The sequence below is a fragment of the Micropruina glycogenica genome (genome assembly GCF_900289045.1).
GTDB classification, from domain to species: Bacteria; Actinomycetota; Actinomycetes; order Propionibacteriales; family Propionibacteriaceae; genus Micropruina; species Micropruina glycogenica.
Genome location: NZ_LT985188.1, coordinates 326576 through 348295 on the forward strand (window position 1 = coordinate 326576; position 21720 = coordinate 348295).

19 protein-coding genes are annotated in these 21720 nt (G+C 69.3%); 14 read left to right on the top strand and 5 right to left on the bottom strand.

Annotated elements, in window-relative coordinates:
• The first annotated feature begins 123 nt into the window (after window positions 1-123).
• On the top strand, window positions 124-2382 hold the full coding sequence (locus tag MPLG2_RS01485) for a sensor histidine kinase (protein WP_105184615.1): 2259 nt from the start codon (window positions 124-126) through the stop codon (window positions 2380-2382).
• Window positions 2379-3041 carry a LuxR C-terminal-related transcriptional regulator gene (locus MPLG2_RS01490; RefSeq protein ID WP_105184616.1) on the top strand — a complete coding sequence of 221 codons (663 nt, stop codon included), beginning with the start codon at window positions 2379-2381 and terminating at the stop codon, window positions 3039-3041. The genes MPLG2_RS01485 and MPLG2_RS01490 overlap by 4 nt, the downstream gene beginning before the upstream one ends.
• 137 nt (window positions 3042-3178) lie before the next feature.
• Here the strand turns inward: MPLG2_RS01490 and MPLG2_RS18890 are convergent, their stop codons facing one another.
• On the bottom strand, window positions 3179-3826 hold the full coding sequence (locus tag MPLG2_RS18890) for an aggregation-promoting factor C-terminal-like domain-containing protein (protein ID WP_197710036.1): 648 nt from the start codon (window positions 3824-3826) through the stop codon (window positions 3179-3181).
• 84 nt (window positions 3827-3910) lie between these two features.
• Window positions 3911-4180, bottom strand: coding sequence for a PLDc N-terminal domain-containing protein (locus tag MPLG2_RS01500; protein WP_105184617.1), 270 nt, complete (start codon window positions 4178-4180; stop codon window positions 3911-3913).
• A gap of 33 nt (window positions 4181-4213) precedes the next feature.
• Between MPLG2_RS01500 and MPLG2_RS01505 the strand changes: the two genes are divergently transcribed.
• The 4 genes from MPLG2_RS01505 to menD are packed head-to-tail and all read left to right on the top strand — an operon-like array spanning window position 4214 to window position 8737.
• Window positions 4214-5296 (top strand): AMP-binding protein, encoded by a 1083-nt coding sequence (locus tag MPLG2_RS01505; protein ID WP_105184618.1) that lies wholly within the window; start codon window positions 4214-4216, stop codon window positions 5294-5296.
• Window positions 5297-6175, top strand: coding sequence for a 1,4-dihydroxy-2-naphthoate polyprenyltransferase (locus tag MPLG2_RS01510; RefSeq protein ID WP_105184619.1), 879 nt, complete (start codon window positions 5297-5299; stop codon window positions 6173-6175).
• Window positions 6176-6185: 10 nt separating this feature from the next.
• Window positions 6186-7133 carry an o-succinylbenzoate synthase gene (locus MPLG2_RS01515; RefSeq protein WP_331826933.1) on the top strand — a complete coding sequence of 316 codons (948 nt, stop codon included), beginning with the start codon at window positions 6186-6188 and terminating at the stop codon, window positions 7131-7133.
• The gene (menD, locus tag MPLG2_RS01520) at window positions 7130-8737 is read left to right on the top strand and encodes a 2-succinyl-5-enolpyruvyl-6-hydroxy-3-cyclohexene-1-carboxylic-acid synthase (RefSeq protein ID WP_105184621.1); all 1608 of its coding nucleotides are present in this window, start codon (window positions 7130-7132) and stop codon (window positions 8735-8737) included. The genes MPLG2_RS01515 and menD overlap by 4 nt, the downstream gene beginning before the upstream one ends.
• 184 nt (window positions 8738-8921) lie before the next feature.
• Here the strand turns inward: menD and MPLG2_RS01525 are convergent, their stop codons facing one another.
• Window positions 8922-10601: a TM0106 family RecB-like putative nuclease gene (locus MPLG2_RS01525; RefSeq protein WP_105184622.1), complete on the bottom strand. Its 1680-nt coding sequence runs from the start codon at window positions 10599-10601 to the stop codon at window positions 8922-8924.
• Window positions 10601-11305 (bottom strand): demethylmenaquinone methyltransferase, encoded by a 705-nt coding sequence (locus MPLG2_RS01530; protein WP_269459162.1) that lies wholly within the window; start codon window positions 11303-11305, stop codon window positions 10601-10603. Before MPLG2_RS01530 ends, MPLG2_RS01525 begins: the two co-directional genes overlap by 1 nt.
• Window positions 11306-11392: 87 nt before the next feature.
• On the opposite strand from MPLG2_RS01530, the gene MPLG2_RS01535 reads away from it, so the two are divergent.
• The 3 genes from MPLG2_RS01535 (at window position 11393) to MPLG2_RS01545 (ending at window position 15191) form a co-directional block, all read left to right on the top strand.
• The gene (locus MPLG2_RS01535; RefSeq protein WP_105184623.1) at window positions 11393-12055 is read left to right on the top strand and encodes an ABC transporter ATP-binding protein; all 663 of its coding nucleotides are present in this window, start codon (window positions 11393-11395) and stop codon (window positions 12053-12055) included.
• Window positions 12052-13764 (top strand): DUF6297 family protein, encoded by a 1713-nt coding sequence (locus tag MPLG2_RS01540; protein WP_105184624.1) that lies wholly within the window; start codon window positions 12052-12054, stop codon window positions 13762-13764. The genes MPLG2_RS01535 and MPLG2_RS01540 overlap by 4 nt, the downstream gene beginning before the upstream one ends.
• 326 nt (window positions 13765-14090) lie before the next feature.
• A complete protein-coding gene (locus tag MPLG2_RS01545; RefSeq protein WP_105184625.1) occupies window positions 14091-15191 on the top strand; it encodes a fatty acid desaturase family protein in 1101 nt (366 codons plus the stop codon).
• A 189-nt stretch (window positions 15192-15380) separates the two neighbouring features.
• Here the strand turns inward: MPLG2_RS01545 and MPLG2_RS01550 are convergent, their stop codons facing one another.
• The gene (locus MPLG2_RS01550; RefSeq protein ID WP_231935745.1) at window positions 15381-16631 is read right to left on the bottom strand and encodes an isochorismate synthase; all 1251 of its coding nucleotides are present in this window, start codon (window positions 16629-16631) and stop codon (window positions 15381-15383) included.
• Window positions 16632-16821: 190 nt separating this feature from the next.
• Between MPLG2_RS01550 and MPLG2_RS01555 the strand changes: the two genes are divergently transcribed.
• The 5 genes from MPLG2_RS01555 (at window position 16822) to MPLG2_RS01575 (ending at window position 21718) form a co-directional block, all read left to right on the top strand.
• The gene (locus MPLG2_RS01555; protein WP_105184627.1) at window positions 16822-18084 is read left to right on the top strand and encodes a geranylgeranyl reductase family protein; all 1263 of its coding nucleotides are present in this window, start codon (window positions 16822-16824) and stop codon (window positions 18082-18084) included.
• A 16-nt stretch (window positions 18085-18100) separates the two neighbouring features.
• The gene (locus MPLG2_RS01560; protein WP_105184628.1) at window positions 18101-18460 is read left to right on the top strand and encodes an NADH-quinone oxidoreductase subunit A; all 360 of its coding nucleotides are present in this window, start codon (window positions 18101-18103) and stop codon (window positions 18458-18460) included.
• A 27-nt stretch (window positions 18461-18487) separates the two neighbouring features.
• On the top strand, window positions 18488-19045 hold the full coding sequence (locus MPLG2_RS01565) for a NuoB/complex I 20 kDa subunit family protein (protein ID WP_105184629.1): 558 nt from the start codon (window positions 18488-18490) through the stop codon (window positions 19043-19045).
• Window positions 19042-19836 carry an NADH-quinone oxidoreductase subunit C gene (locus MPLG2_RS01570; protein WP_105184630.1) on the top strand — a complete coding sequence of 265 codons (795 nt, stop codon included), beginning with the start codon at window positions 19042-19044 and terminating at the stop codon, window positions 19834-19836. Before MPLG2_RS01565 ends, MPLG2_RS01570 begins: the two co-directional genes overlap by 4 nt.
• A gap of 526 nt (window positions 19837-20362) precedes the next feature.
• Window positions 20363-21718, top strand: coding sequence for an NADH-quinone oxidoreductase subunit D (locus MPLG2_RS01575; protein ID WP_105184631.1), 1356 nt, complete (start codon window positions 20363-20365; stop codon window positions 21716-21718).
• The last annotated feature ends 2 nt before the right edge of the window (window positions 21719-21720 follow it).

A 21720-nucleotide genomic window follows, 5' to 3' on the forward strand; every position in this document is an offset into this window, starting at 1 on the left:
CGGGAGTGGCACTATGACGGGTATGAGCCAGGTCGGTCCCGGAACGCCGAATTTCGTCCCGGGCAGAGCCCCCATGCGCGGGCCGCGGGTCAGTGCGAGCGATGGTTCGGAGTGCCGGGACGCGTGTTTTCGTTTGTGAGAAGCGGCGGCAACCTGGGCAGGGCTGATCCTGCGCGGGGTGCGACCGCGTCCGGTCTGCGGCTGTGGCTGGCGCGCGCCCTGGGCATGACCTGCCTGGCCATTCTGGTGCCTGCGCTGTTCATCTCACTCAACCAGTTGCCCTACCTGCACTGGATCTGGCTGGTGTTGGTCGGCGGCAGCATCGTCGGTTTCAGCCTGCTGATGCCGGTGTACGCGTGGCAACTGGGTGATGTTCGGTGGCTGTCGGGGGCGTACGCGCTGGCTGTTCTGGTGGGTCTGCTGACCTGGCCGCTGGCCTGGCTCATCGACACCCCGGCGCAAGCAGCGCCGTGGCTGTGGATGTGTCTCGGGGTGGCCAGCGTGTGCGCTGCGATGGCCACCACCGTGGGGGTGGGGTTCGGCTACGCCGCCGTTTCGTCGCTGGCGTTCGGTTTCGTGCGGCTCACGCCGGCCGGCGGCGCCCGCCCACCGCTGGGGGCGCTGCAGGACGTGCTCACCCTGATGGTGCTGCCCACCGCCCTGTTGCTACTGATTCAGTTCTTCGCCGGGGCGGTCGAAGAGCTGGACGCCACCACCGCCGAATCTCAGCGCGTCGAGGCCGACCGGGCCATCGACAAGGCGCTCAGCCAGCGCCGCACCGTGCTCGACGGCATCATTCACGACCGGGTGATGACCAGCCTGGTGGCGGCGGTGCAGACCGACCAGCCGCGCGGCGAGGTGGCCGACCTGGCCGGGGCGGCGCTCGACTCGCTGGCCGAAGCGGGAGCCCCGACCGACGTGGGGCAGCCGCTGTCGCCCCATCAACTGGCCCGGCTGATCGAGGGCATGGTCGAGGCCGTGTGTCCGCAGGCCACGGTCAATGTGGACGCCGACAGCGACGCGGTGGCCGTCAGCGCGTCGGTGGCCAGTACGCTCGGGCAGGCAGCGCGCGAAGCCGTGATGAACGTCACCCGGCACGCCGAGGCCGACCAGGTGACGATCGACATCTCGGCTCGGCTGGTCGGTGACGACCAGCGGGTGCGGGTCGACGTTCGTGACGACGGCCGCGGCTTCGACCCCGCCGAGGTGCCCGAGGGTCGGTTCGGCATTCGGGTGTCGATGAGAGAGCGCATGGCGGGCGTCGGCGGCACGGTCGACATCACCTCGCGCCCCGGTGACGGCACGCTGGTCAGCCTGCGCTGGAGCGGCCGCGACCAGCAGGCGGGCGAAACGATCTCGCGGCGCCGGGCGTCCGAGGCGTTACGTTCGGTGCTGCGCGTCGAGGTCTTTCTGTTTCTGGTCTGGCTGGTGGTCGGCGTGCAGGTGGTGGTCGGGTTGATCTCGGCGATCTCGATGCCCAACCAGGGCCCGGTGCTGGTGGCCCAGGGGTTGGCCATCGCAGCCACCGCGATCGCACTGCACAAGGCCGGCGATCGTCCGATGACCACGCTGGAGGCCGGCCTGGTGGTGGTGTGCCTGGTGGCGATCGCGCATCTGGTGCACGCCACGTTGCCCATCGGCGAGATGCCCACCAACTCCACCTGGCACAGCACCGTGATCATGGCGTTGCTGATCACGGTGCTGGTGCGCGGCCAGCGACTGGCCGCCTGGCTGGGGCTGGCGGTCTTCGTGGCGCAGGCCGTCTACTGGGCACGCACGCACGAACTCGGGCCGGCAGCGGTGCTGCAAGAGATCTTCGGGCCCGTGCTCTGGCTGGGGCTGGCCACCCTGGTGCTGCGCGGCCTGCGCTCGATCGGCGAGCAACTGGTGCGGGTGCGCAAGCGCTCGCGCGAGAACACCCAGGCCATGGCCGAGAGCTTCTCGAACCTGGTGCTGCGTGACGTGTGGCTCACCCAGTTGCGCGAGCAGATCGGCCCGCTGCTGCAGAACCTGGCCGACCCGACCCACCAACTCACCCAGGCCGAGCGCGACGACTGCCGCATTCTCGAGGGCCGGCTGCGTGACGCGTTGCGCGCCGGCAACCTCGTCTCGCAAGGGGTCTCGGACGCCATTCAGGCCGCCCGCGGACGCGGCGTCGAGGTGGTGCTGGTCGACAACCGCGGGTCGCGGCTGCCCGAGGCCGTCCGGTTGGCCACGCTGCGTCGACTGGAGCAACTCGTGCGCACCTCCACCAGCGGACGTATCGTGGCGCGCACCGCACCCGAGGGCTATTCCGAGGCAGTCACCATTCTCACCGTCGACGCCGAACGCAATCTGACTACGATTGACGAGACCGGCACGGTGACAGTGAGGAAGACATGAGCGATCCAGCCCCGATCCGTGCCGCGATCATCGACGATCACGAGGCGATTCGGCTGGGCGTGGGTGCGGCCCTGCAGCAGCACACCGCGGGCCAGGTGAAGGTGGTCAGTTCGCACGAGACCGTCGATGAGTTTCTGGCCGACGACGTCGACGCCGACGTGGTGATGCTCGATCTATCACTGGGCGACGATTCCGACCCCAAAGAGAACGTCGAGAAGCTCGCCGAGGGCGGCTACCGCATTCTGGTCTACTCGATCGCCGACGACATCAGGCTGGTGCGGCGTGCGCTGGCCGGTGGGGCCGACGGGGTGTGCCGCAAGGCCGAGCCGATCGCGCAGACCATCGAGGCGCTCGAGGCGGTGGCGAACGGCCAGATGGTGCTGAGCCAAGAGATTCTGGCGGCCATCGAGTCCGACACCACCTACGTGGCGGCCAGCCTCGGCCCGCGCGAACGGCAGGTGTTGTCGCTGTATGTGGCAGGGCTCGAAATTCCCGAAGTGGCCCAGCAGTTGTACATCACCGAGAACAGCGTCAAGGAGTACCTCAAGCGCATTCGGGTGAAGTACACCCAGGTCGACCGGCCGGCCAACAACAAGCTCGACCTGCTGCGCCGGGCCATCGAGGACGGCATCATTCCGCCGGTGCAGCGACGCAACTGAGTTCTTCAGGGAAGCGCTGATTCTTGTTGATCGAGCTTGTCGAGATCGCATCTCGGTAAGGGTTCCGACACGCTCAACCAGCGCGGCCGGTTGATCAACGCTTGCCCCCGGGGGTCAGGGCATACCTTGGCGGTGGCTCAGTACCAGCCGTGACCGGCCTTGAACCCCCAGGCACTGCAGGGCGTGCCGTAGCGATCCTTGATGTACTTCAGGCCCCACTTGATCTGGGTGGCCGGGTTGGTCTTCCAGTCGTCGCCTGCAGTGGCGAGCTTGCTGGCCGGCAGCGACTGCGGAATGCCGTAGGCGCCCGAGGTGGGGTTTTCGGCGTTCCACCGCCAGTTCGACTCCTGCGTCCAGATCTTGTCGACGCAGGTGAACTCATCTGCGCCCCATTCATACACCTTCAGCATCATGGCCTTGGCGATGTCGCGAGGGTCGGTGGTCTTGGGGTCGTAGCCGAGCTTCTCGACCTGTTCGGCGTAGCGGGTGGCGGCTTCGGTCTTCGCCCGCTGCTTCGCGAACTCGTTCACCTGCTGGGTGCGTTCGGCCACCGCGATCTCGACCGAAGCCTGGTTGAGCTCGGCCTGCCGCTGGTTGAGCGCCCGCGCAACCTCGGGCAGCAGGGCCGGACGGCTGTCGTCGCGCGAGATCTCACCGTCACGGTCGAGCGGCGCGACCGGCGCAGCAGCGGGAACCTGTGCGTGCGCCTGGGGCACCACGCCGAAGCCGGCGCTCAGGGTCACCGCAGCCAGCACTCCGAGTACGGGGCGGATCGGTGACGGCACCATACGAGGGTGCCACACAAACGTGGTTCAGCAAACTCTCAGTTGTCACCAGTTCGGGTGACAACGGGCCAGCACCGGGACAGGTCACCGTTTGCCCGGCGGCCCACCCAATCCGCGCAGAAAGTCGGGGTCGTCGTCGGGGGCCGGGGGACGCGTGTTGCGCGGGGGTTGGCGGCGCACGGGGCGTCCGAAGATCAGCCAGGCCAGCGCACCCAGTCCCGGCAGTGCGATCACCATCACGGCCCAGAGCCAGCGCGGCATGAGCCGGACGCGGTCGGGGTCGGACTGCGCCACCTCGACCACGCAATAGATGACCAGCAGCGCCAGAATCAGCACCGGCAGTATGCGCGGCATGTCACCAATATAGGTCGGCATTAGGGTGAACGGGTGCCCTGCAGACGATCAACCGGTGCCGGCATCGCGAAGGCCGTCGCCGAGGCACTCTCAGGCGGCCCCGGGGTGGCCGTCGCCGCCGACGTGCACGGCTTTCCCCCCGCGTGGCAACTGGACGGCCCGCCTCTCGACGACGGCGTGGCGGTGCTGGTCGGCACGTCCGGGTCGACCGGCGACCCCAAGGGTGTGCAACTGACGGCGGACGCGATCGGCGCCGCGGTGACCGCCACCCATGACCGGCTCGGCGGCCCCGGGCACTGGGTCTGCCCGTTGCCGCTGCACTACGTGGCGGGCGTGATGACCGTGGCTCGCTCAGCCCTGGCCGGCACCCGGCTGAGCGTGGTGCCCACCGACCTGACCTCGCTGCCGCGACACCCGGGCCGCAACTACGCCTCGGTGGTGGCCGCACAGTTGCATCGCGCCCTGGATGATCGAGCGATCACCGCCGATCTGGCCCGCTTCGACGCGGTACTGGTGGGCGGTTCGGCGATACCCCCCGCCCTGCTGCAACGTGGCCGGTCCGCGGGGGTGAATCTGGTGGCCACCTACGGCATGGCCGAAACCTGTGGTGGCTGCGTGTACGACGGGCTGCCGCTGGCCGGGGTGCAGGTGGCGATCGACCTGGCCGACCGCATCGCCATCACTTCACCCGCGGTGTTCAGCGGGTACCGGCTCGACCCGGCCGCCACTGACGCGGCGTTGACCGGGCGGACGCTGCGCACCAACGATCGCGGCCGCTGGAGCGGTGGACGGCTGCAGGTGCTGGGCCGGGTCGACGATGTGGTGATCACCGGTGGCGTCAACGTCGACCTGGCCGCGGCCCAACGGGTCGCCGACGCCGCGTTCGGGCCGGCGCGACTGGCCCTGCTCGCGGTGCCCGACGAGCGGTGGGGCGTCCGCATCGTCGCCCTCACCGACGCAGCGATCGACGTGGCCGAATGTCGCGCCCGGCTAGCCGATTCGTTGCAGCCGGCGGCGGTGCCGCGGGATCTGCGCCGCGTGGCTGGCCTGCCCCGCACGTCCACTGGCAAGATCGATCGGACGGGCCTGCTGCGGCTGTGGGCCGAAGGAGGCTGAGTGGCCACGTCGACGCAATGGGTCGAGGGCGCCCGTCCACGCACCCTGCCGGCTGCGATCTCACCGGTGGTGGCCGGCAGCGGCATAGCCGCCCACGCCGGCGGCTTCGCGTTCTGGCCGGCGCTGCTGTGCCTGGTCGTCGCGCTGGCCCTGCAGGTGGGCGTCAACTACGCCAACGACTATTCCGACGGGGTGCGCGGTACCGATACCGACCGGGTGGGCCCGATGCGGCTGGTGGGCTCGGGGGTGGCGCGACCCGAGCAGGTGAAGGCGGCCGCTTTCGGCTGCTTCGGGGTGGCGGCCCTGGCCGGGCTCGGCATCGTGCTGATCACCCAGTTGTGGTGGCTGCTGCTGGTGGGGGCCGCCGCCATCGCTGCGGCCTGGTTCTACACCGGCGGCAAGCGGCCCTACGGCTACCTCGGGCTGGGTGAGCTGTTCGTGTTCGTGTTCTTCGGCCTGGTCGCGGTGGGCGGCACGGTGCTGGTGCAGGTGGGGCACACCACCCCCGCCACCTGGGCCGTTGCGGTGACCATCGGCGCCTTGGCCTGCGCCATTCTGGTGGCCAACAACCTGCGCGACCTGCGCGGCGACGCGGCGGTCGGCAAGCGCACCCTGGCCACCCGGCTGGGCGATCGCGGCACCCGCTGGTTCTTCGCCGCGCTGGTGCTGCTGGCCGTGGTGGGCGTGCTACTGGTCGCCGCCTGGGCGACGCCGTGGGCCCTGCTCGGCCTGGCCATGCTGGCGTTCCTGGTCACCCCCGTGCGCGAGGTGCTTGCCGGTGGCACCGGCCGGGCCCTGATCGGGGTGCTCAAGCAGATCGGCATCGGTGAGCTGGCCGCGGCGGTGGGTCTGGCCGTCGGCCTGGTGATCGGGCGCTGACGTGCGATCGGTGGCCTACCAGGTGAACCTCACCACCCGCTTTCGCGGCATCACCAGCCGCACGGGACTGCTGCTGCAGGGCCCGGCGGGCTGGGGCGAGTGGAGTCCGTTCCCCGAGTACGAGCGCCCCGAGATCGACGCATGGTGGGCCGCGGCGGTCGAGTCGGCCACGCTGCCCTGGCCGACACCGGTGCGTGACAGCGTGCCGGTGAACAGCATCGTGCCGGCCGTGTCGGCCGAGGTTGCGGGCCGGTACGCCACCGCCGGCGGCTGCCGCACCGCCAAGGTGAAGGTGGCCGAGCGCGGGCAGACCCTGGCCGACGACGTGGCCCGGGTCGAGGCCGTCCGCGACGCCCTGGGGCCGAGTGGACGGGTTCGCGTGGACGCCAACGGGGCCTGGAGCGTGTCCGAAGCCCTGACGGCGATTCGGCAGTTGGCCCGGTTCGAGCTCGAATACGTGGAGCAGCCGTGCGCCGGAGTCGACGAGCTCGCCGAGCTGCGGGTGGCCCTGGCACGCGCCGGGCTCGACGTGGCGATCGCCGCCGACGAGTCGATCAGGCGCTCGGGCGACCCCGAACGGGTCGCGCGGTTGCAGGCCGCCGACGTGGCGGTGCTGAAGGTGCAGCCGCTGGGCGGCGTGCGGCGGTGCCTGCAGTTGGCCGAACGACTGGGGCTGCCGGTGGTGGTGTCGTCGGCGCTGGAGAGCTCGGTGGGCATCGCGGCCGGGGTGGCGCTGGCCGCGGCGCTGCCCGAGTTGCCGTACGCGTGCGGGCTGAACACGCTCGCGTTGCTGCAACAGGACGTGACCAGCGACCCGCTCGTGGTGAGCGAAGGACGGCTTGCGGTGCGTCGGGTGGCCCCCGACGGTGAGGCCTGGCAGGCTCCGCCGCAGACAGACCTCTGGTGGCGGCAACGTCGCGCGACGGTCGAGGCGGCCGGTGGGGAGGTGGCGGGATGAGTTCACCGCAGTGCGCGGCAGCGATCGTGGCACAACTGCTGGCGCAGGGCGTCCGTGACGTGGTGCTGGCGCCCGGCTCGCGCAGTGCACCGCTGGCGTTGGCGCTGGCCCGGGCCGAGTCGTCGGGGTCGCTGCGGCTGCATGTGCGCTACGACGAACGCTCGGCCGGCTTTCTGGCACTCGGCCTGGCCAAGGGCGGGGGAGTGCCCGTCGCGGTGGTCACCACGTCGGGCACCGCGGTGGGCAACCTGTTGCCGGCCGTCATGGAGGCCCACCACGCTCAGGTGCCGCTGGTGGTGATCAGCGCCGATCGGCCCGCGGCGCTGGTGGGCTTCGGAGCGAATCAGACCACCGACCAGGCACGGCTGTTCGAGCCGTTCGTGCGCTGGTCGGCCCGGGTGTCCTCGGGTGCCCCCGCGGCGTCGTGGACGGCGCAGGCCGCCAAGGCCTGCCTGATCGCAGCGGGCCCGGCGAGCCGCCACCCCGGCCCCGTGCACCTCAACGTCGAACTGGCCGAACCCCTGGTGGGCGACTCGGACCAGCCCGTCGTACGCCCGGTGCGGCAACCGGCTGCGGCTGGGGCAGAACCGGTGACGCTACCCGCGGGCCCGCGCACCCTGCTGATCTGCGGCGACGCGTCCCCTGCCGTGGGCGCGGTGGTGGCCCGGCTGGCGCGCGCTGCGGGGTTACCGCTGGTGGCAGAGCCGTCCAGCAACGCGCGCTGCGCGGCCCTGCGCACCGGACGGCTGCTGCTGGCCGGCGCGCTCGCCGATCAGGTCGAGCGGGTGGTGGTGTTCGGGCACCCGACCCTGTCACGCCCGGTCAACCGCCTTCTGGCAAGGGCAGATGTTGAGTTGATCGTGGTGAGCGCGAACGCCGATTGGGTCGACCCGGGCTGGCGGGCGAGCCTGGTGGTGCGGGGCGTCGCGTTCGAGGGTGCCGACGCCGACCCCGACTGGCTGGAGCAATGGACGGCTGCCGACGCCGAGGTGGGCGACGCGCTCGACCGACTGCTGGCGGCGCAGTCGGCGCTCACCGGGCCCGCGGTGGCGGCGAAGGTACTCGCCTGCGTGGGTGACGGCGCGCTGGTGCTGGGCAGTTCGCAACCGATCCGCGACGCCGACCTGGCCGCCGAAACCCCGGCCGAGGTGTTCGCCAACCGGGGGTTGGCCGGCATTGACGGCACGGTGTCAACGGCGGTCGGCATCGCCACGGCGGTGGGGCGTCCGGTCACCCTGCTGTGCGGCGACCTGACCTATCTGCACGACGTCAACGGCTTGGCCGTTGGCTTGGGGGAGCGGCGACCCGACCTGCGCATCGTGGTGGCCGACGACGGCGGTGGCAGCATCTTCGCTACCCTCGAATACGGCGAGGCGCTCTATGCGGACGCTTTCGAACGGGTCTTCGCCACGCCGTCCGGCGTAGACGTAGCTCTGCTGACCGAAGCCCACGGCGTACCGGTGCGCCGGGTGGCCACGGCCGCTGAACTGCAGCAGGCGTTGCAGGCACCGATCGTCGGCACCGACGTGGTCGTGGTGACCGTCGACCGCACGGGCCGTCGAACGCTCAACGAGGCCGTCAACGCACTGGTCAACCAGCAATAGCCCAGCGAGTGGGACCCTCGCACGCACCCAGGCCACGAGCAGGGCTGGAGGTGGCGGAGGGGGCTCGACTCGAGATGTGGATGGGTCTGGCCGCCGAGGGAGCCTGCGCCCGAGGCTGGTTTTCTCGAGTCGAGCCCCCTCCGACGCCGGTCCGCCTCACGGCATCTTGTCAACAACGGGTGAGCTAAGCGAGCCCGCGCAGCCAGCGCCGCACATGCCACGTGGCCTCGACGTCGTCCTCGTTGTATTCGAGCACGCGCTGCCTGGCCGCCTGCCGAATCGCCTCGGTGTCGCCCGCCAGCGCTTCGTCGAACCAGCCCTGGCTGTTGAGCCCACCGGGGGTGGCGTCACGCCAGGCGAACCCGGCCGCCTTCGACGCCACCACCTTCAGCCCCAGACCCTGGGTGCCGAAGAAGTGGGTGCGAATCACGGTGAACAGATCGAAGAAGTGGGTGTTGCCCCACTGCAACGCCCACGCCAGCGCCGGTGAGCCGCTGCGCCTGGCCAACCGGTCGAGCCGCACCACCTCGTAGTCGGAGTAGTGCACCACCAGGGCGTCCACGCCGTCGACCAGGTCGTGCAGCCACTGCATGGCGGCTTCGGCCAGGGCCACCTCGGCGTCGTCGTCGAGGTCTTCGAAAGCGCTGAAGTGCCGGTAGTAGTGCGAACCGTCGCGGGCGTCGCTGACCAGAAACCCCCACAGGTACACCCGATCACCCACGGACGTTTCGATGTCGAGGTCGATCTCGACGGTCGCGGCGGGCAGATCGATGGGTCCCGTGGTGACGCGGTCGAAGTCGACCCCGCGGGCCATCAGCACCGAACGCCGCCACGCCAGCCGCAGCCGTTCCTCGGCCCCGATGCGGTGGGTGATGCGCGGCAGGTAGTCGGGCAGCAGTGCGTCCACGTCACGGGCGGCCAACTCGGTGACGGTGGCCACGCCGAGGTCGCGCAGCACCTGAATCTCGTGCACGTCGAGCGGCGACTTCGAAATGCGCAGGCTCAGGTCGTCGTCGGCCAGCCGGGGGCGGCAGACGTCCCACCACTGGCACCAGCTGCATTCGCGGTTCGCGATGGGTTCGAGCAGCGGCGGGTCGCCGGGCGCCAACGCTGAGGCGGCCAGCGCCAACTCGACCCGAAACGCGTGCTCGCTGTCGTAGCGCTCCAACGCCGAGACCGATTCGACGTCGTAGGGGTCGGTCAGGTCGCGCGGGCTGGGCGGCACCACGGGCAGACCCAGATCGACCCACGAGAGCACCCGGCCGAGGCCCTCGATGTCGTCGGTGCCCACCACCGCGGCCAACGGACGCCCCGACGCACGTCCGATGCGCTGCAGCATGCGGTGGTAGTGCGCCAGTTGCAGCAGGTCGTTGAGCCGCCAGGTGTGCCGAAACCGCCGTCCGGGTAGTTCGTGCCTGGTCAGCGGGTCGGCCAGGCTCGACCAGGTCAGCGTGGCGGGTTCGCGGCGCGGGTCGCTGACCCGGTGGAACTTGATCTCGGCGGGGTGGTACCCGCCGTCGTCGGCGCGCAGCAACAGGTCGGGGCGCCCGCTGCGGTGCTGGTCGACGTCGCGCGGCAGCAGCGGGGCGATCAGCACCTGCACCCCGCCCGCCATCGCGGCCAGGGTGATCTGCTCCTGCTCAGCGCTGGGCAGGTCGGTGAGCAGCCGGGCGTCGAGCACCGAGCCGGTGAAGCCGCGCAACAGCTCGTGCAACACCTCGGCCTCGAACGCCACACCACCGTGAAAGACCTCGCGCAGACTCTCGTCGGCCCTGGTCGGCACGCTCAGCCCCGGGTGAAACGCGTTGTGCGTCTTGACCGGGCAGCTGCGCGCCGCGTAGGCGTCGAGGGTGAACGACTGCATCAGGCCACGGCGCGGTGCAGGGCGACGATGCCCCCGGTGAGGTTCTTCCACGAGACGTCGCGCCAACCGGCCGCGGCGAGCTTGTCGGCCAGCGGACGCTGCGCCGGCCAGGCCAGAATCGATTCGGCCAGGTACTCGTACGCGATCGGGTTGCTCGCGCTGAGTCGCGCGATCAGCGGCAGGGCCCGCAGAGCGACGTTGGCGTACAGCCAGCGCAGCGGCGCGAAGGTCGGCGTGCTGAACTCGCAGATCACGATGCGACCGCCGGGCCGGGTCACCCGGCGCAGTTCGGCCAGAGCGGCGTCGGTGTCTTCGACGTTGCGCAGCCCGAACGAGATGGTCACCGCGTCGAACGCCGCGTCGGCGAACGGCAGGGCCAGCGCATCGGCGTTCACGAAGGTGAGCTGCGGCTGCCGTTCGGCGCCCACCTGCAGCATGCCGAGGCTCAGGTCGGCCGCCACCACCAGGGCACCCGCGTCGGCGAACGGCTTCGACGACGTGCCGGTGCCGGCGGCCAGGTCGAGAATGCGCTGCCCGGGTTCGGGTGCCACCGCCGCCACGACCGCCCGGCGCCAACCCCGGTCGAGCCCGCCGGTGAGCAGGTCGTTGACCAGGTCGTAGCGGGCCGCCACCCCGTCGAACATCGCCGCCACGTCGGCTCTGCGCTTGGCCAGCGTCGCCCTTGCTCGTCCGGTGTCAACCACGGCGGCTAGCTTGCCACGCCGCACCGACACTCACCGACCCGGCGGACGATGCGTAGCAATCTTTCGTTGTGGTGGAGAATCGGGCCCATGGCCAAACGCAGCACGGTGCTCAAGGTGGCTGGGATGAGCAAGTCGTTCGGCCCGGTCGTCATCGTCGAGAACTTCAACCTCGAGGTGCGTGAGGGCGAGGCGATCGCGCTGACCGGACGCAACGGGGCCGGCAAGTCGACCATTCTGCGCTGCATCGTCGGTGCCGACCAGCCCGACGAGGGCACCGTCGAGGTCGACGGCATTCGCATGAGCGAGACCAATCCCGAGGTGCGTCGCGCCGTGGCCACCGTGATCGACGACCTCGACTTCTTTCCCGACCTTTCGGTGGTCGAGCACCTCGACCTGCTGGCCCGGGCGCACGGCATCGCCGACGCCGAGCAGGCAGTCGACGAGGTGCTGCACGAGGTGCAGCTGGTGCCGCAGTCGGGGCAGTTGCCGGGCACGCTGTCGTCCGGTCAGCGCCGCCGGCTGGCGCTGGCCACCGCGTTCATCCGCCCGCGCCGGCTGCTGGTGCTCGACGAGCCCGAGCAGCGGCTCGACGTCGAGGGCGTGGAGTGGCTTGCCGCCCGGCTGGCCGCCGAGCGCAACCGCGGGCTGGCCATCGTGATGGCGAGCCACGAGCCCAAACTGGTGCAGAGCGTGGCCACCCGCATCGTGCGCATCGGCGAGTCCGTGGCCGTCGACGAGGTCGCCGGGTGAGCAAGAAGTCCCGCAAGCTGATCAACGCGGCGCAGAGCAAGCCCGAGCCGTCCGCGCCCGAAGCGGTCGTCGAGCCGGCCGAACCCGAGCAGACGTTCTGGTTTCTGCCCGACGTGGCCCCCGAGCCGGTGGACGAGCGCGACCTGCACGAGGCGATGAAGCAGTGGCGGCACGGTCGCGCCACCCGAACCATCGGCGAAGCCATTCAGAACGCCTACGTGGCCATCTTCACGATCGTGATGATCGGCGCCATGATCACCAACCTGGTGCTCAAGGCGCAGTCGTCGATGGCCGGCTGTGCCGAGTTGTCGTGCCAGTCGGCCCGCACGCTGGTGCCGTGGGCCACCTGGTTCGCGCTGCTCGGCCTGGCCCTGGGCGTCAGCCGGCTGTTCGGGCCGGTGCTCGTGTCGGCCGCCGAAGGCTTCTGGCTGATGGACGCCCCCATCGAGCGTTCGCGGCTGCTGAGCGGACGGCTGCGGCTGGCCGTGCTCGCCTTCGGCCTGATCGCCGCGGTGCTGGGTGCCCTGACCGCGGCGCTGAGCGGCTCCAGCCCGCTCGAGATCGCCCTGTGGGCCCTGGCGGACGGGCTGGGCGCGGCCGGGGTGACCGCGTTCGCCGCCGCAGAACAGACCCGCGAACGCGTGCGGCTGACCCGGCTGGTGCAGACCGTGCTGGCCACCCTGGCGCTGGCCACCCTGCTGCTCACCGTGGCCGTGGCGGCCGGTTGGCTGACCCTCTCGCTGCCGCAAGAGACGTCGCTGCTGGTGCCCGCCGTCGCGGCCGCGCTCGGGCTTGTGCTCCTGATCGTCGAACTGCTGGCGGCCCGCCGCCGGCTCGATCAGATCCGCCGGGCGCGGCTCGTGTCGGGCGGTTCGCTGGTGGCGGGCATGCAGGGCGCCATGTATGCGCTCGACTTCGGTCTGGTGCGCGACATCGTGGTCGAGCGGGCCGCCGTCGAGCTTGGCCACGTCAACCCGACCCCCGGCCGGGGGGTGGGCCTGCAGGCGCTGCTGTGGCGCGACCTGCAGCGGCTCACCCGGTTCCCGAGGCCGCTGGTGGGGCTGGCCGCGTCGGTGGTCGCCCCCTACGCCTTGGACGCTCTGGGCATGACCACGCTCAACCCGTTCATCTCGGGCCTGATCCTGGTCGTGGTGCTGGTGCCGTTCATGTCGATGCTGCGGGTGCTGTCGCGCACCGGCGGCCTGGCCCGCATGTTTCCGTTCCGCACCTCGCAGGTGCGCACGGTCGCGATGGTGGTGCCGCTGCTGCTGGCCCTGGCCTGGCAGGTGGCCACCGTGCCGGCCTTCGTGGGCATCACCTCGGGCGGAGCCGAGCGCAGCGTGCTCGACGGCGTCGCTATCGCGCTCATCACCGGCATCGCGGGCTGGCTCGGGGCCGTCCGTTGGGTGACGGCGAAGAAGGTCGACTTCAACAGCCCGATGGTGGCCACCGAGTCGGGCGCGGTGCCCCCGACTTTGATTCTCAACCTGTTTCGCGGCATCGACATGGTGGCGTTGATCACCGCCCCGGTGATGCTGGGCGGCTCGCCGCTGTGGTCGTTCGCGCTGGCCGGCGTGGCGTTCGTCTTCTTGCGCGGCACGTTCAACATGGACGAGATGAAGTCCCAGCAGGAGCAACTCAAGCGCGAGCAGGACGCAGCCAAGAAGTCGTCCGGCGACAAGATCAAGGTGCAGCGGCCAAGTCGCTGAACGGCCGCCGGCAAGTGCCTCGACAGTCCAGTCTGGGCGAGCCCGATCCCGTCACGACAACGCGGCAACCCGCTGACCGCGTCGACGTTGCGCACCTTATGCCTCGTTGCGCATGGTGCACCCTGCGCAATGAGCCACGACCTGCGCAACGTCGACGAGGCGTAGCGGCACGGACTCCCTTGCCGCCTCGACGGGGTCGGCGGGCGGCGAATATCGGTAGTGAGATCGGTGGTGCGCCAGGGTGCTCGGGGACCGACTAAACTGGAGACACCGTTTCTGGAGGCGCCGCCCGGGTTACTTGAATGGACCGGTGGAGATGCGAGCCCATGACTGTTATCGATGCCGACACGCCGCCCACGACCTCTCGCCCTCGGGCGCGCGACGAGATCACGCGTCGCACGCGAAGTTTCACCGAGCTCGCCGCGGCCGTGCGCGAGCAGGGGCTGAACGCGCGTACGCGGTGGTTCTACTACTCGGTGTTCGGCGTTTTGCTGCTGGCCCTGGGCGGGGCCTTCACCGGGCTGGTGCTGCTGAAAGACTCGTGGTTCACGCTGCTGATCGCCGCCGCGCTGGGCGTGATCTTCACCCAGTTCGCCTTTCTCGGCCACGAGGCGTCCCACCGACAGGTGCTGAACTCGGGTCCGGCCAACGACCGGCTCGGACGGGTACTGGCGAGCTTCTTCGTCGGCATGAGCTACACGTGGTGGATGACCAAGCACACCCGTCACCACGGCAACCCGAACAAGGTCGGAAAAGACCCAGACCTGAAGTCCGACTTCGCCAGTTTCACCACCGACGACGCTGCCCAGAGCCGCGGTTTGAGGCGCTGGCTGACCCGCCGCCAGGGTTGGCTCTTCTTTCCGTTGCTCACGCTGCTCGGGTTCGACCTGCACAGCCAGTCGGTGCGTACCTTGCTCGGCCGCGGCCGGGTCGAGGGACGGGCGACAGAACTCGCTCTGCTCGGCACCAGGTTCGTTCTCTACCTTGGGCTGGTGTTCTGGCTGCTGCCCCTGGGCATGGCTTTCGCCTTCGTCGGCGTTCAGGTGTTGGTTTTCGGGTTGTACATGGGCATCACCTTCTCGCCCAACCACATCGGCATGCGCATCGTGCCGGCAAACTCGCGGCTTGACTTTCTCGACAAGCAGGTGCTCACCTCGCGCAATGTCTCGGGCGGCTGGTTCGTTACCGTGCTGATGGGTGGGCTGAACTACCAGATCGAGCACCACCTGTTCCCGAGCATGCCCCGACCCCATCTGTTCAATGCTCGGCGCCTCGTACTCGCCCACTGCCGCGAGCACGGCGTGCCGTATACCGAGAATCGGCTGGGAGAGGCGCTCGCGATCGTGGTGCGGCACATGAACGACGTCGGCCTGGCAGCCGCCCGGCGGTTCACCTGCCCGACCGCGGGTGCGATGGGCCGGGGCTGACTTCGCCTCCCAGTGCCTGCGGGCGAACCGGGGGATCGGCTTGTACGTGGGTGATCCGATCCGGCGCCGACGTTGCGCACTTTGTGGCTCATTGCGCATGGTGCACCCTGCGCAATGAGCCACAACCTGCGCAATGTCGGCCGGACGGTCTCGACAAGCTCGGCCAACGACGGCTCGACCAACGACGGCTCAGCCCAGCAGCGCGTTCACCATCGGCACCAGTTTCGCCTGGGTCTCGGCCAGCTCTTCGTCGGGGTCGGAGCCCTCGACGATGCCGCAGCCGGCGAACAGCCTGATCTGGCGGGGGTCGTCGGCGTCGATGATTCCGCAGCGCAGCGCGATCGCCCACTCGCCGTCGCCGCGCGCGTCGATCCAACCCACCGGACCCGAATAGCGGCCCCGGTCGAGGCCCTCGAGCTCGGCGATCGCCGCCCGGGCGACGGACGTGGGTGTGCCGCAGACCGCCGCGGACGGGTGCAGCGCCGCAGCCAGCCGCAAAGCCCCGGCCTTCTTGTGCGCCACGGCGGTGACGTCGGTGGCCAGGTGCAGCACGTTGGGCAGTTCCAGCACGTAGGGCGACTCGGGCACGTTCATGCCCGAACACAGCGGGGCCAACGACTCGGCCACCGAGGCGACCGCCAACTCGTGCTCGCCCAGGTTCTTGCTCGAACGGGCCAGGGCGGAGGCCAGCTTCAGGTCGGTCTCGTCCGACCCGCTGCGCCGAATCGTGCCGGCCAGAATGCGCGAGGTGGCCAGCCCGCGCTCCCGGCGGATCAGCATCTCGGGCGAGGCGCCGACCAGGCCGTCGATGCAGTACGTCCAGCAGCTCGGGTAGTCGCGGGCCAGAGTGTCGACCAGGTGTCGCGCATCGATCGGCTCGGACGCCCGCGCAGTGACAGACCGCGCCAGCACCACCTTCTCGAGCCCATTGGTCTCGATGCGACGGACGGCCTCGGCCACCCGTTCCTTCCAGCGGGCCTGGGCGGCCTCGTCCACCTCGATCCGGACGCTCCGCGGCGCCCGGGGCGCAGTGGGGCGGGCGGCGGTCAGGGCCTCGACGAGCTCGACCAGCGGTGAGGTCTCGACCTGCTCCACCAACTGGGTCTCGACCAGTTCGACCAGCGGCGGGATCTCGACCGGCGACACCCCATCACCCAGCACGGTCAGCCACGCCTGCCCCTGCCGTCGTCCGATGATCACCTTCGGAACGATGAGTCGTGACACCGCCTCGGTGTGGTCTGGGTCGAAGGTGAACGAGCCGAACGCCAGCGGCCCCGAGCCGGCCACGCCGGGCATTTGCGAGTGGTGATCGAGACCCTCGACCAGGGTGCTCCACCAGGCGTCAGCCTCGGCCGGCGAGGTGACGTCTGTGCATGCGTAACACCCCAATCCGACCATGCCTTCGCCGTGCCTGATCCACGCCACGGAAGAGCCGTCCACAAGGTATTTTTCCAACATTCCCGGGTCGTTAATAGGCACTGTTCGGGCAATTGTGTAGGCAGCCGGAGGGGCAGAGATCACCCGCGAAGCTTAGCCACCTTCCACGCCCGCCCCTCGAATGGCTGTCGTGTCATTTCGTGCCTAGACTGGCGGAGCCCACCCGGCAAAACGACCAGCGACGAGGAGCAGCATGTCCGACGAGCACGCGGACGTCGTCGTCGTCGGGGCGGGCCCCGCCGGCGCGACCACCGCCTGCTGGCTGGCCGATCAGGGCCTGAACGTCGCACTGCTCGAAAAGGGCACCTTTCCGCGCGACAAGGTGTGCGGCGACGGGCTGACCCCGCGGGCCACCAAGCAACTGCTGCGGTTGGGCATCGACGTCAGCGAAGAAGCCGGCTGGCTGCACAACAAGGGCCTGCGGGTGCACGGCGGCCGCGCCGAACCCTTCGAGCTGCCCTGGCCGACGTTGGGGGAGTTCCCCTCGTTCGGGCTGGTGCGCAAGCGCGCCGACTTCGACGAATTGCTGGCCAACCATGCCGTCGCCAAGGGCGCCACGTTGTACCAGCAGGCCAACGTCACCGGCGCAGTCGTCGACGAGCGCACCGATCGGGTCACCGGCGTCACGACCAAGGACGGACGCACCTTCACCGCACCGATCGTGGTGGCCGCCGACGGCAACTCGTCACCGGTGGCCAAGTCGCTCGGCCTGCTGAAGAACGCCAATCGTCCGATGGGTGTGGCCTGCCGTACCTACTTCACCTCGCCCCGGCACGACGACGACTGGATGGAGTCGTGGCTGGAGTTGTGGGACGGCAAGCCCGGCGAGTCGAACCTGTTGCCCGGCTACGGGTGGATTTTCGGCATGGGCGACGGCACCTGCAACGTCGGGCTGGGCACCGTGGCCAGCACGGCCAAGAGCCAAAAACTCAACTACCGCGAGTTGCTGCAGACCTGGCTGGCGAACACCCCGAAGGAGTGGGGTTTCAGCCCCGACAACCAGGTCGGTCCGATCGCCTCGGCAGCGCTGCCGATGGCGTTCAACCGCAAACCGGCCTACACCCGCGGACTGGTACTGGTCGGTGACTCCGGCGGCATGGTGTCGCCGTTCAACGGCGAGGGCATTCCGTACGCCATGGAGGCCGGCGAGGCGGCGGCCGAGGCGATCGTGCGAGCCCACGCCGAGGGCGTCGGCACCCCCGGCGCCGAGAAGGCCCTCAACAGCTACCCGGCCCGGCTGGCGGCCGAGTGGGGCGGCTACTTCAGGCTGGGGCAGATGTTCGTCAAGCTGATCGAGCACCCGCAGGTGATGCACCTGTGCGTGCGCTACGGGCTGCCCCGGCCGGTGCTGATGCGATTCACCATCAAGTTGCTGGCCCACCTTTATGACACCAAAGATGGTGATTGGATGGACCGGGTGATCCACTCGTTGTCACGGGCGGTGCCCGCAGCATGAATCGACGGAGGCAGTGATGAGTCCCTACATACCGATTCTGGGCATCATGGCGCTCGCCGGCGGCTTTCTGGTGCTGTCGGTGGTGCTCAGCCTGACCGTCGGGCCGCGTCGCTACAACCGGGTCAAGTACGACACCTACGAGTGCGGCATCGACCCCACGCCGGCCGCTGCCGGCGGCGGCCGGTTCCCGGTGAAGTACTACATCACCGCGATGATGTTTCTGGTGTTCGACGTCGAGGTCGCCTTTCTGTACCCGTGGGCGGTCACCTTCGACGCGCTCGGGGTGTTCGGCTTCGCCGCGATGATGATCTTTCTGATCGTGCTGGGCGTGGCGTACTTCTACGAGATCAGGCGTGGTGGGTTGGAATGGGACTGAGCACGACGACCGCGCGAGGGGTGCGACATGGGGCTTGAGGAGAAGATTCCGCAGGGCGTGCTGCTGACCACCGTCGAAGGCATCTTCGGCTGGATGCGGCAGGCGTCGTTCTGGCCGGCCACCTTCGGCCTGGCCTGCTGCGCCATCGAGATGATGACCTACGGCGCGCCCCGCTTCGACGCCGGACGCTGGGGGCAAGAGGTCTTTCGCGCCTCGCCGCGGCAGGCCGACCTGATGATCATCTCGGGCCGGGTCAGCCAGAAGATGGCCCCCGTGCTGCGCCAGGTCTACGACCAGATGCCCGAACCCAAATGGGTGATGGCGATGGGGGTGTGCGCCAGCTCGGGCGGCATGTTCAACAACTACGCGATCGTGCAGGGTGGCGACCACATCGTGCCGGTCGACATGTACGTGCCGGGCTGCCCGCCGCGCCCCGACATGCTCATCGACGCCATGTTCAAGCTGCGCAAAGAGATCGTCATGAAGCGGCCCATCGGCGCCCATGAACTGGCCGAGATCGAAGCGCAAGAGCAGGCCGCGCTCGAGGCCATGGCCACGCACGAGATGAAGGGCCTCATGCGATGACCGACGACAAGCTGCCCGGCGAAGCGAAGACCGTCGACGAACCCGTCGAGGGTGCCGGTTCGGCGCCCAAGGCCGGCCTCGAGCGTGAGGACGCGCAGCCCGACGAGGCCACCGAGCTGTCTGAGGCCGTCGATCAGGCCGTCACCTACGCCGAGGGCCCGCACGCCATCGAGACGCGCACCGGCATGTGGTCCAGCGGCTCGGGCGACACCTCCGGCTACGGCCGCATCGTGCGCGTGGTCGAGATGCCCAGTCAGCCGCTGCCGTCCGACGGCTGGTACGCGGGCGTCACCGCGCGGCTGGACGAGCTGGTGCCCGACGCACTGGTCAGGGTCGTGTTCGACCGCGGCGAACTGACCTTCTACGTCGCCCGCGAGAAGCTCAGTCAGGTGATGGGCCAGCTTCGCGACGACGCGCACCTGCGGTTCGAGTTTCTGCCCAGCGTGTCGGGGGTCAACTACCCAACCGACGAGGGCGCCGAACTGCACGTGGTGTACCACCTGCAGTCGATGACCCACAATCGCCGGCTGCGGGTCGAGACCAGCTGCCCCGATGACGACCCGCACGTGCCCAGCGTGGTGGCCATCTACCCGGCCGCCGACTGGCACGAGCGCGAAACCTACGACATGTTCGGCATCGTGTTCGACGGCCACCCGCACCTGACCCGCATTCTGATGCCCGACGACTGGGTCGGCCACCCCCAGCGCAAGGACTACCCGCTCGGCGGCATTCCGGTGGAGTACAAGGGCGCCGTGGTGCCGCCGCCCGACCAGCGCAGGAGCTACAGATGAATCAGTGTGAGCGAAGCGAACTCCAGCCGCACCGGCAAGGTGGGTACCGATGAGAGTGTGTGAGCGAAGCGAACTCCAGCCGCACCGGCGAGGTGGGTACCGATGAGAGTGTGTGAGCGAAGCGAACTCCAGCCGCACCGGCGAGGTGGGTACCGATGAGATTGTGTGAGCGAAGCGAACTCCAGCCGCACCGGCGAGGTGGGTACCGATGAGATTGTGTGAGCGAAGCGAACTCCAGCCGCACCGGCGAGGTGGGTACCGATGAGATTGTGTGAGCGAAGCGAACTCCAGCCGCACCGGCGAGGTGGGTACCGATGAGATTGTGTGAGCGAAGCGAACTCCAGCCGCACCGGCGAGGTGGGTACCGATGAGATTGTGTGAGCGAAGCGAACTCCAGCCGCACCGGCGAGGTGGGTACCGATGAGATTGTGTGAGCGAAGCGAACTCCAGCCGCACCGGCGAGGTGGGTACCGATGAGATTGTGTGAGCGAAGCGAACTCCAGCCGCACCGGCGAGGTGGGTACCGATGAGCACCACCGACTTCTACGCCCAGCCCGGCGAAGAGACCGAGGGCACCGTCTACACGGCCATGGGCGGCGACTGGGCCGAGATCGCGGCCGAGCAGGCCGAGCGATCCGACGAGATCCTGGTGATCAACATGGGGCCCCAGCACCCGTCCACCCACGGCGTGCTGCGGCTGATCCTCGAATGCGACGGCGAAACCGTGCTCTCGATCCGCCCCGGCATCGGCTTTCTGCACACCGGCATCGAGAAGAACATGGAGTACCGCACCTGGACGCAGGGCAGCACCTTCGTGACCCGCATGGACTACGTGGCGCCGCTGTTCAACGAGGCCGCCTACTGCCTGGCGGTCGAGCGACTGCTGGGCATCGAGAACGACATTCCCGAGCGAGCCCAGGTGATCCGCGTGCTGATGATGGAGCTCAACCGCATCAGCTCGCACCTGGTTGCGATCGGCACCGGCGGCATGGAGATCGGTGCGCTGACGGTCATGACGATCGGTTTCCGTGAGCGCGAGATGATTCTCGACTTCTTGGAGGCCGTCACCGGCCTGCGCATGAACCACGCCTACATCAGGCCCGGTGGGGTGGCCAACGACCTGCCCGAAACCGGCATCGCGCAGTTGCGCGAACTGATCGCGTGGCTGCACAAGCACCTGCCCGAGTACGCGGCGTTCTGCAACGAGAACCCGATCTTCAAGATGCGCATGATGGGCATCGGCCATCAAGACCTGGCCGCCTGCATGGCGCTCGGCGTCACCGGCCCGGTGCTGCGCTCCACCGGCTACGACTGGGACCTGCGCAAGCAGCAGCCTTACTGCGGCTACGAGACCTACGAGTTCGACTCGGTCGCCTGGCAGCCCGACGACGGGTGGGCGTCCAGTGACAGCTACGCCCGGTTCCGCATCAGGCTCGAAGAGATGTGGCAGAGCCTGCGCATCGTCGAGCAGTGCGCAGACCGGCTCGAAAGCACCGCCGGCAAGCCCGTGATGGTGGCCGACCCCAAGATCGCTTGGCCCGCGCAGCTCGCGGTGGGCCCCGACGGCCAAGGCAACAGCCACGAGCACATCAAGCACATCATGGGCGAGTCGATGGAGGCGCTGATCCATCACTTCAAGCTCGTCACCGAGGGCTTCCGGGTGCCGCCCGGCCAGGCCTACGTGCCCATCGAGTCGCCCAAGGGCGAGATCGCCTGCCACGTGGTGAGCGACGGCGGCACCAAGCCGTTCCGGGTGCACATGCGCGACCCCGGGTTCAACCATCTGCAGTCGGTGCCGATCCAGTGCGAGGGCGGCTTGATCTCGGACGTCGTGGTCGCGGTCGGCTCACTCGATCCGGTTATGGGAGGTGTCGACCGATGAGC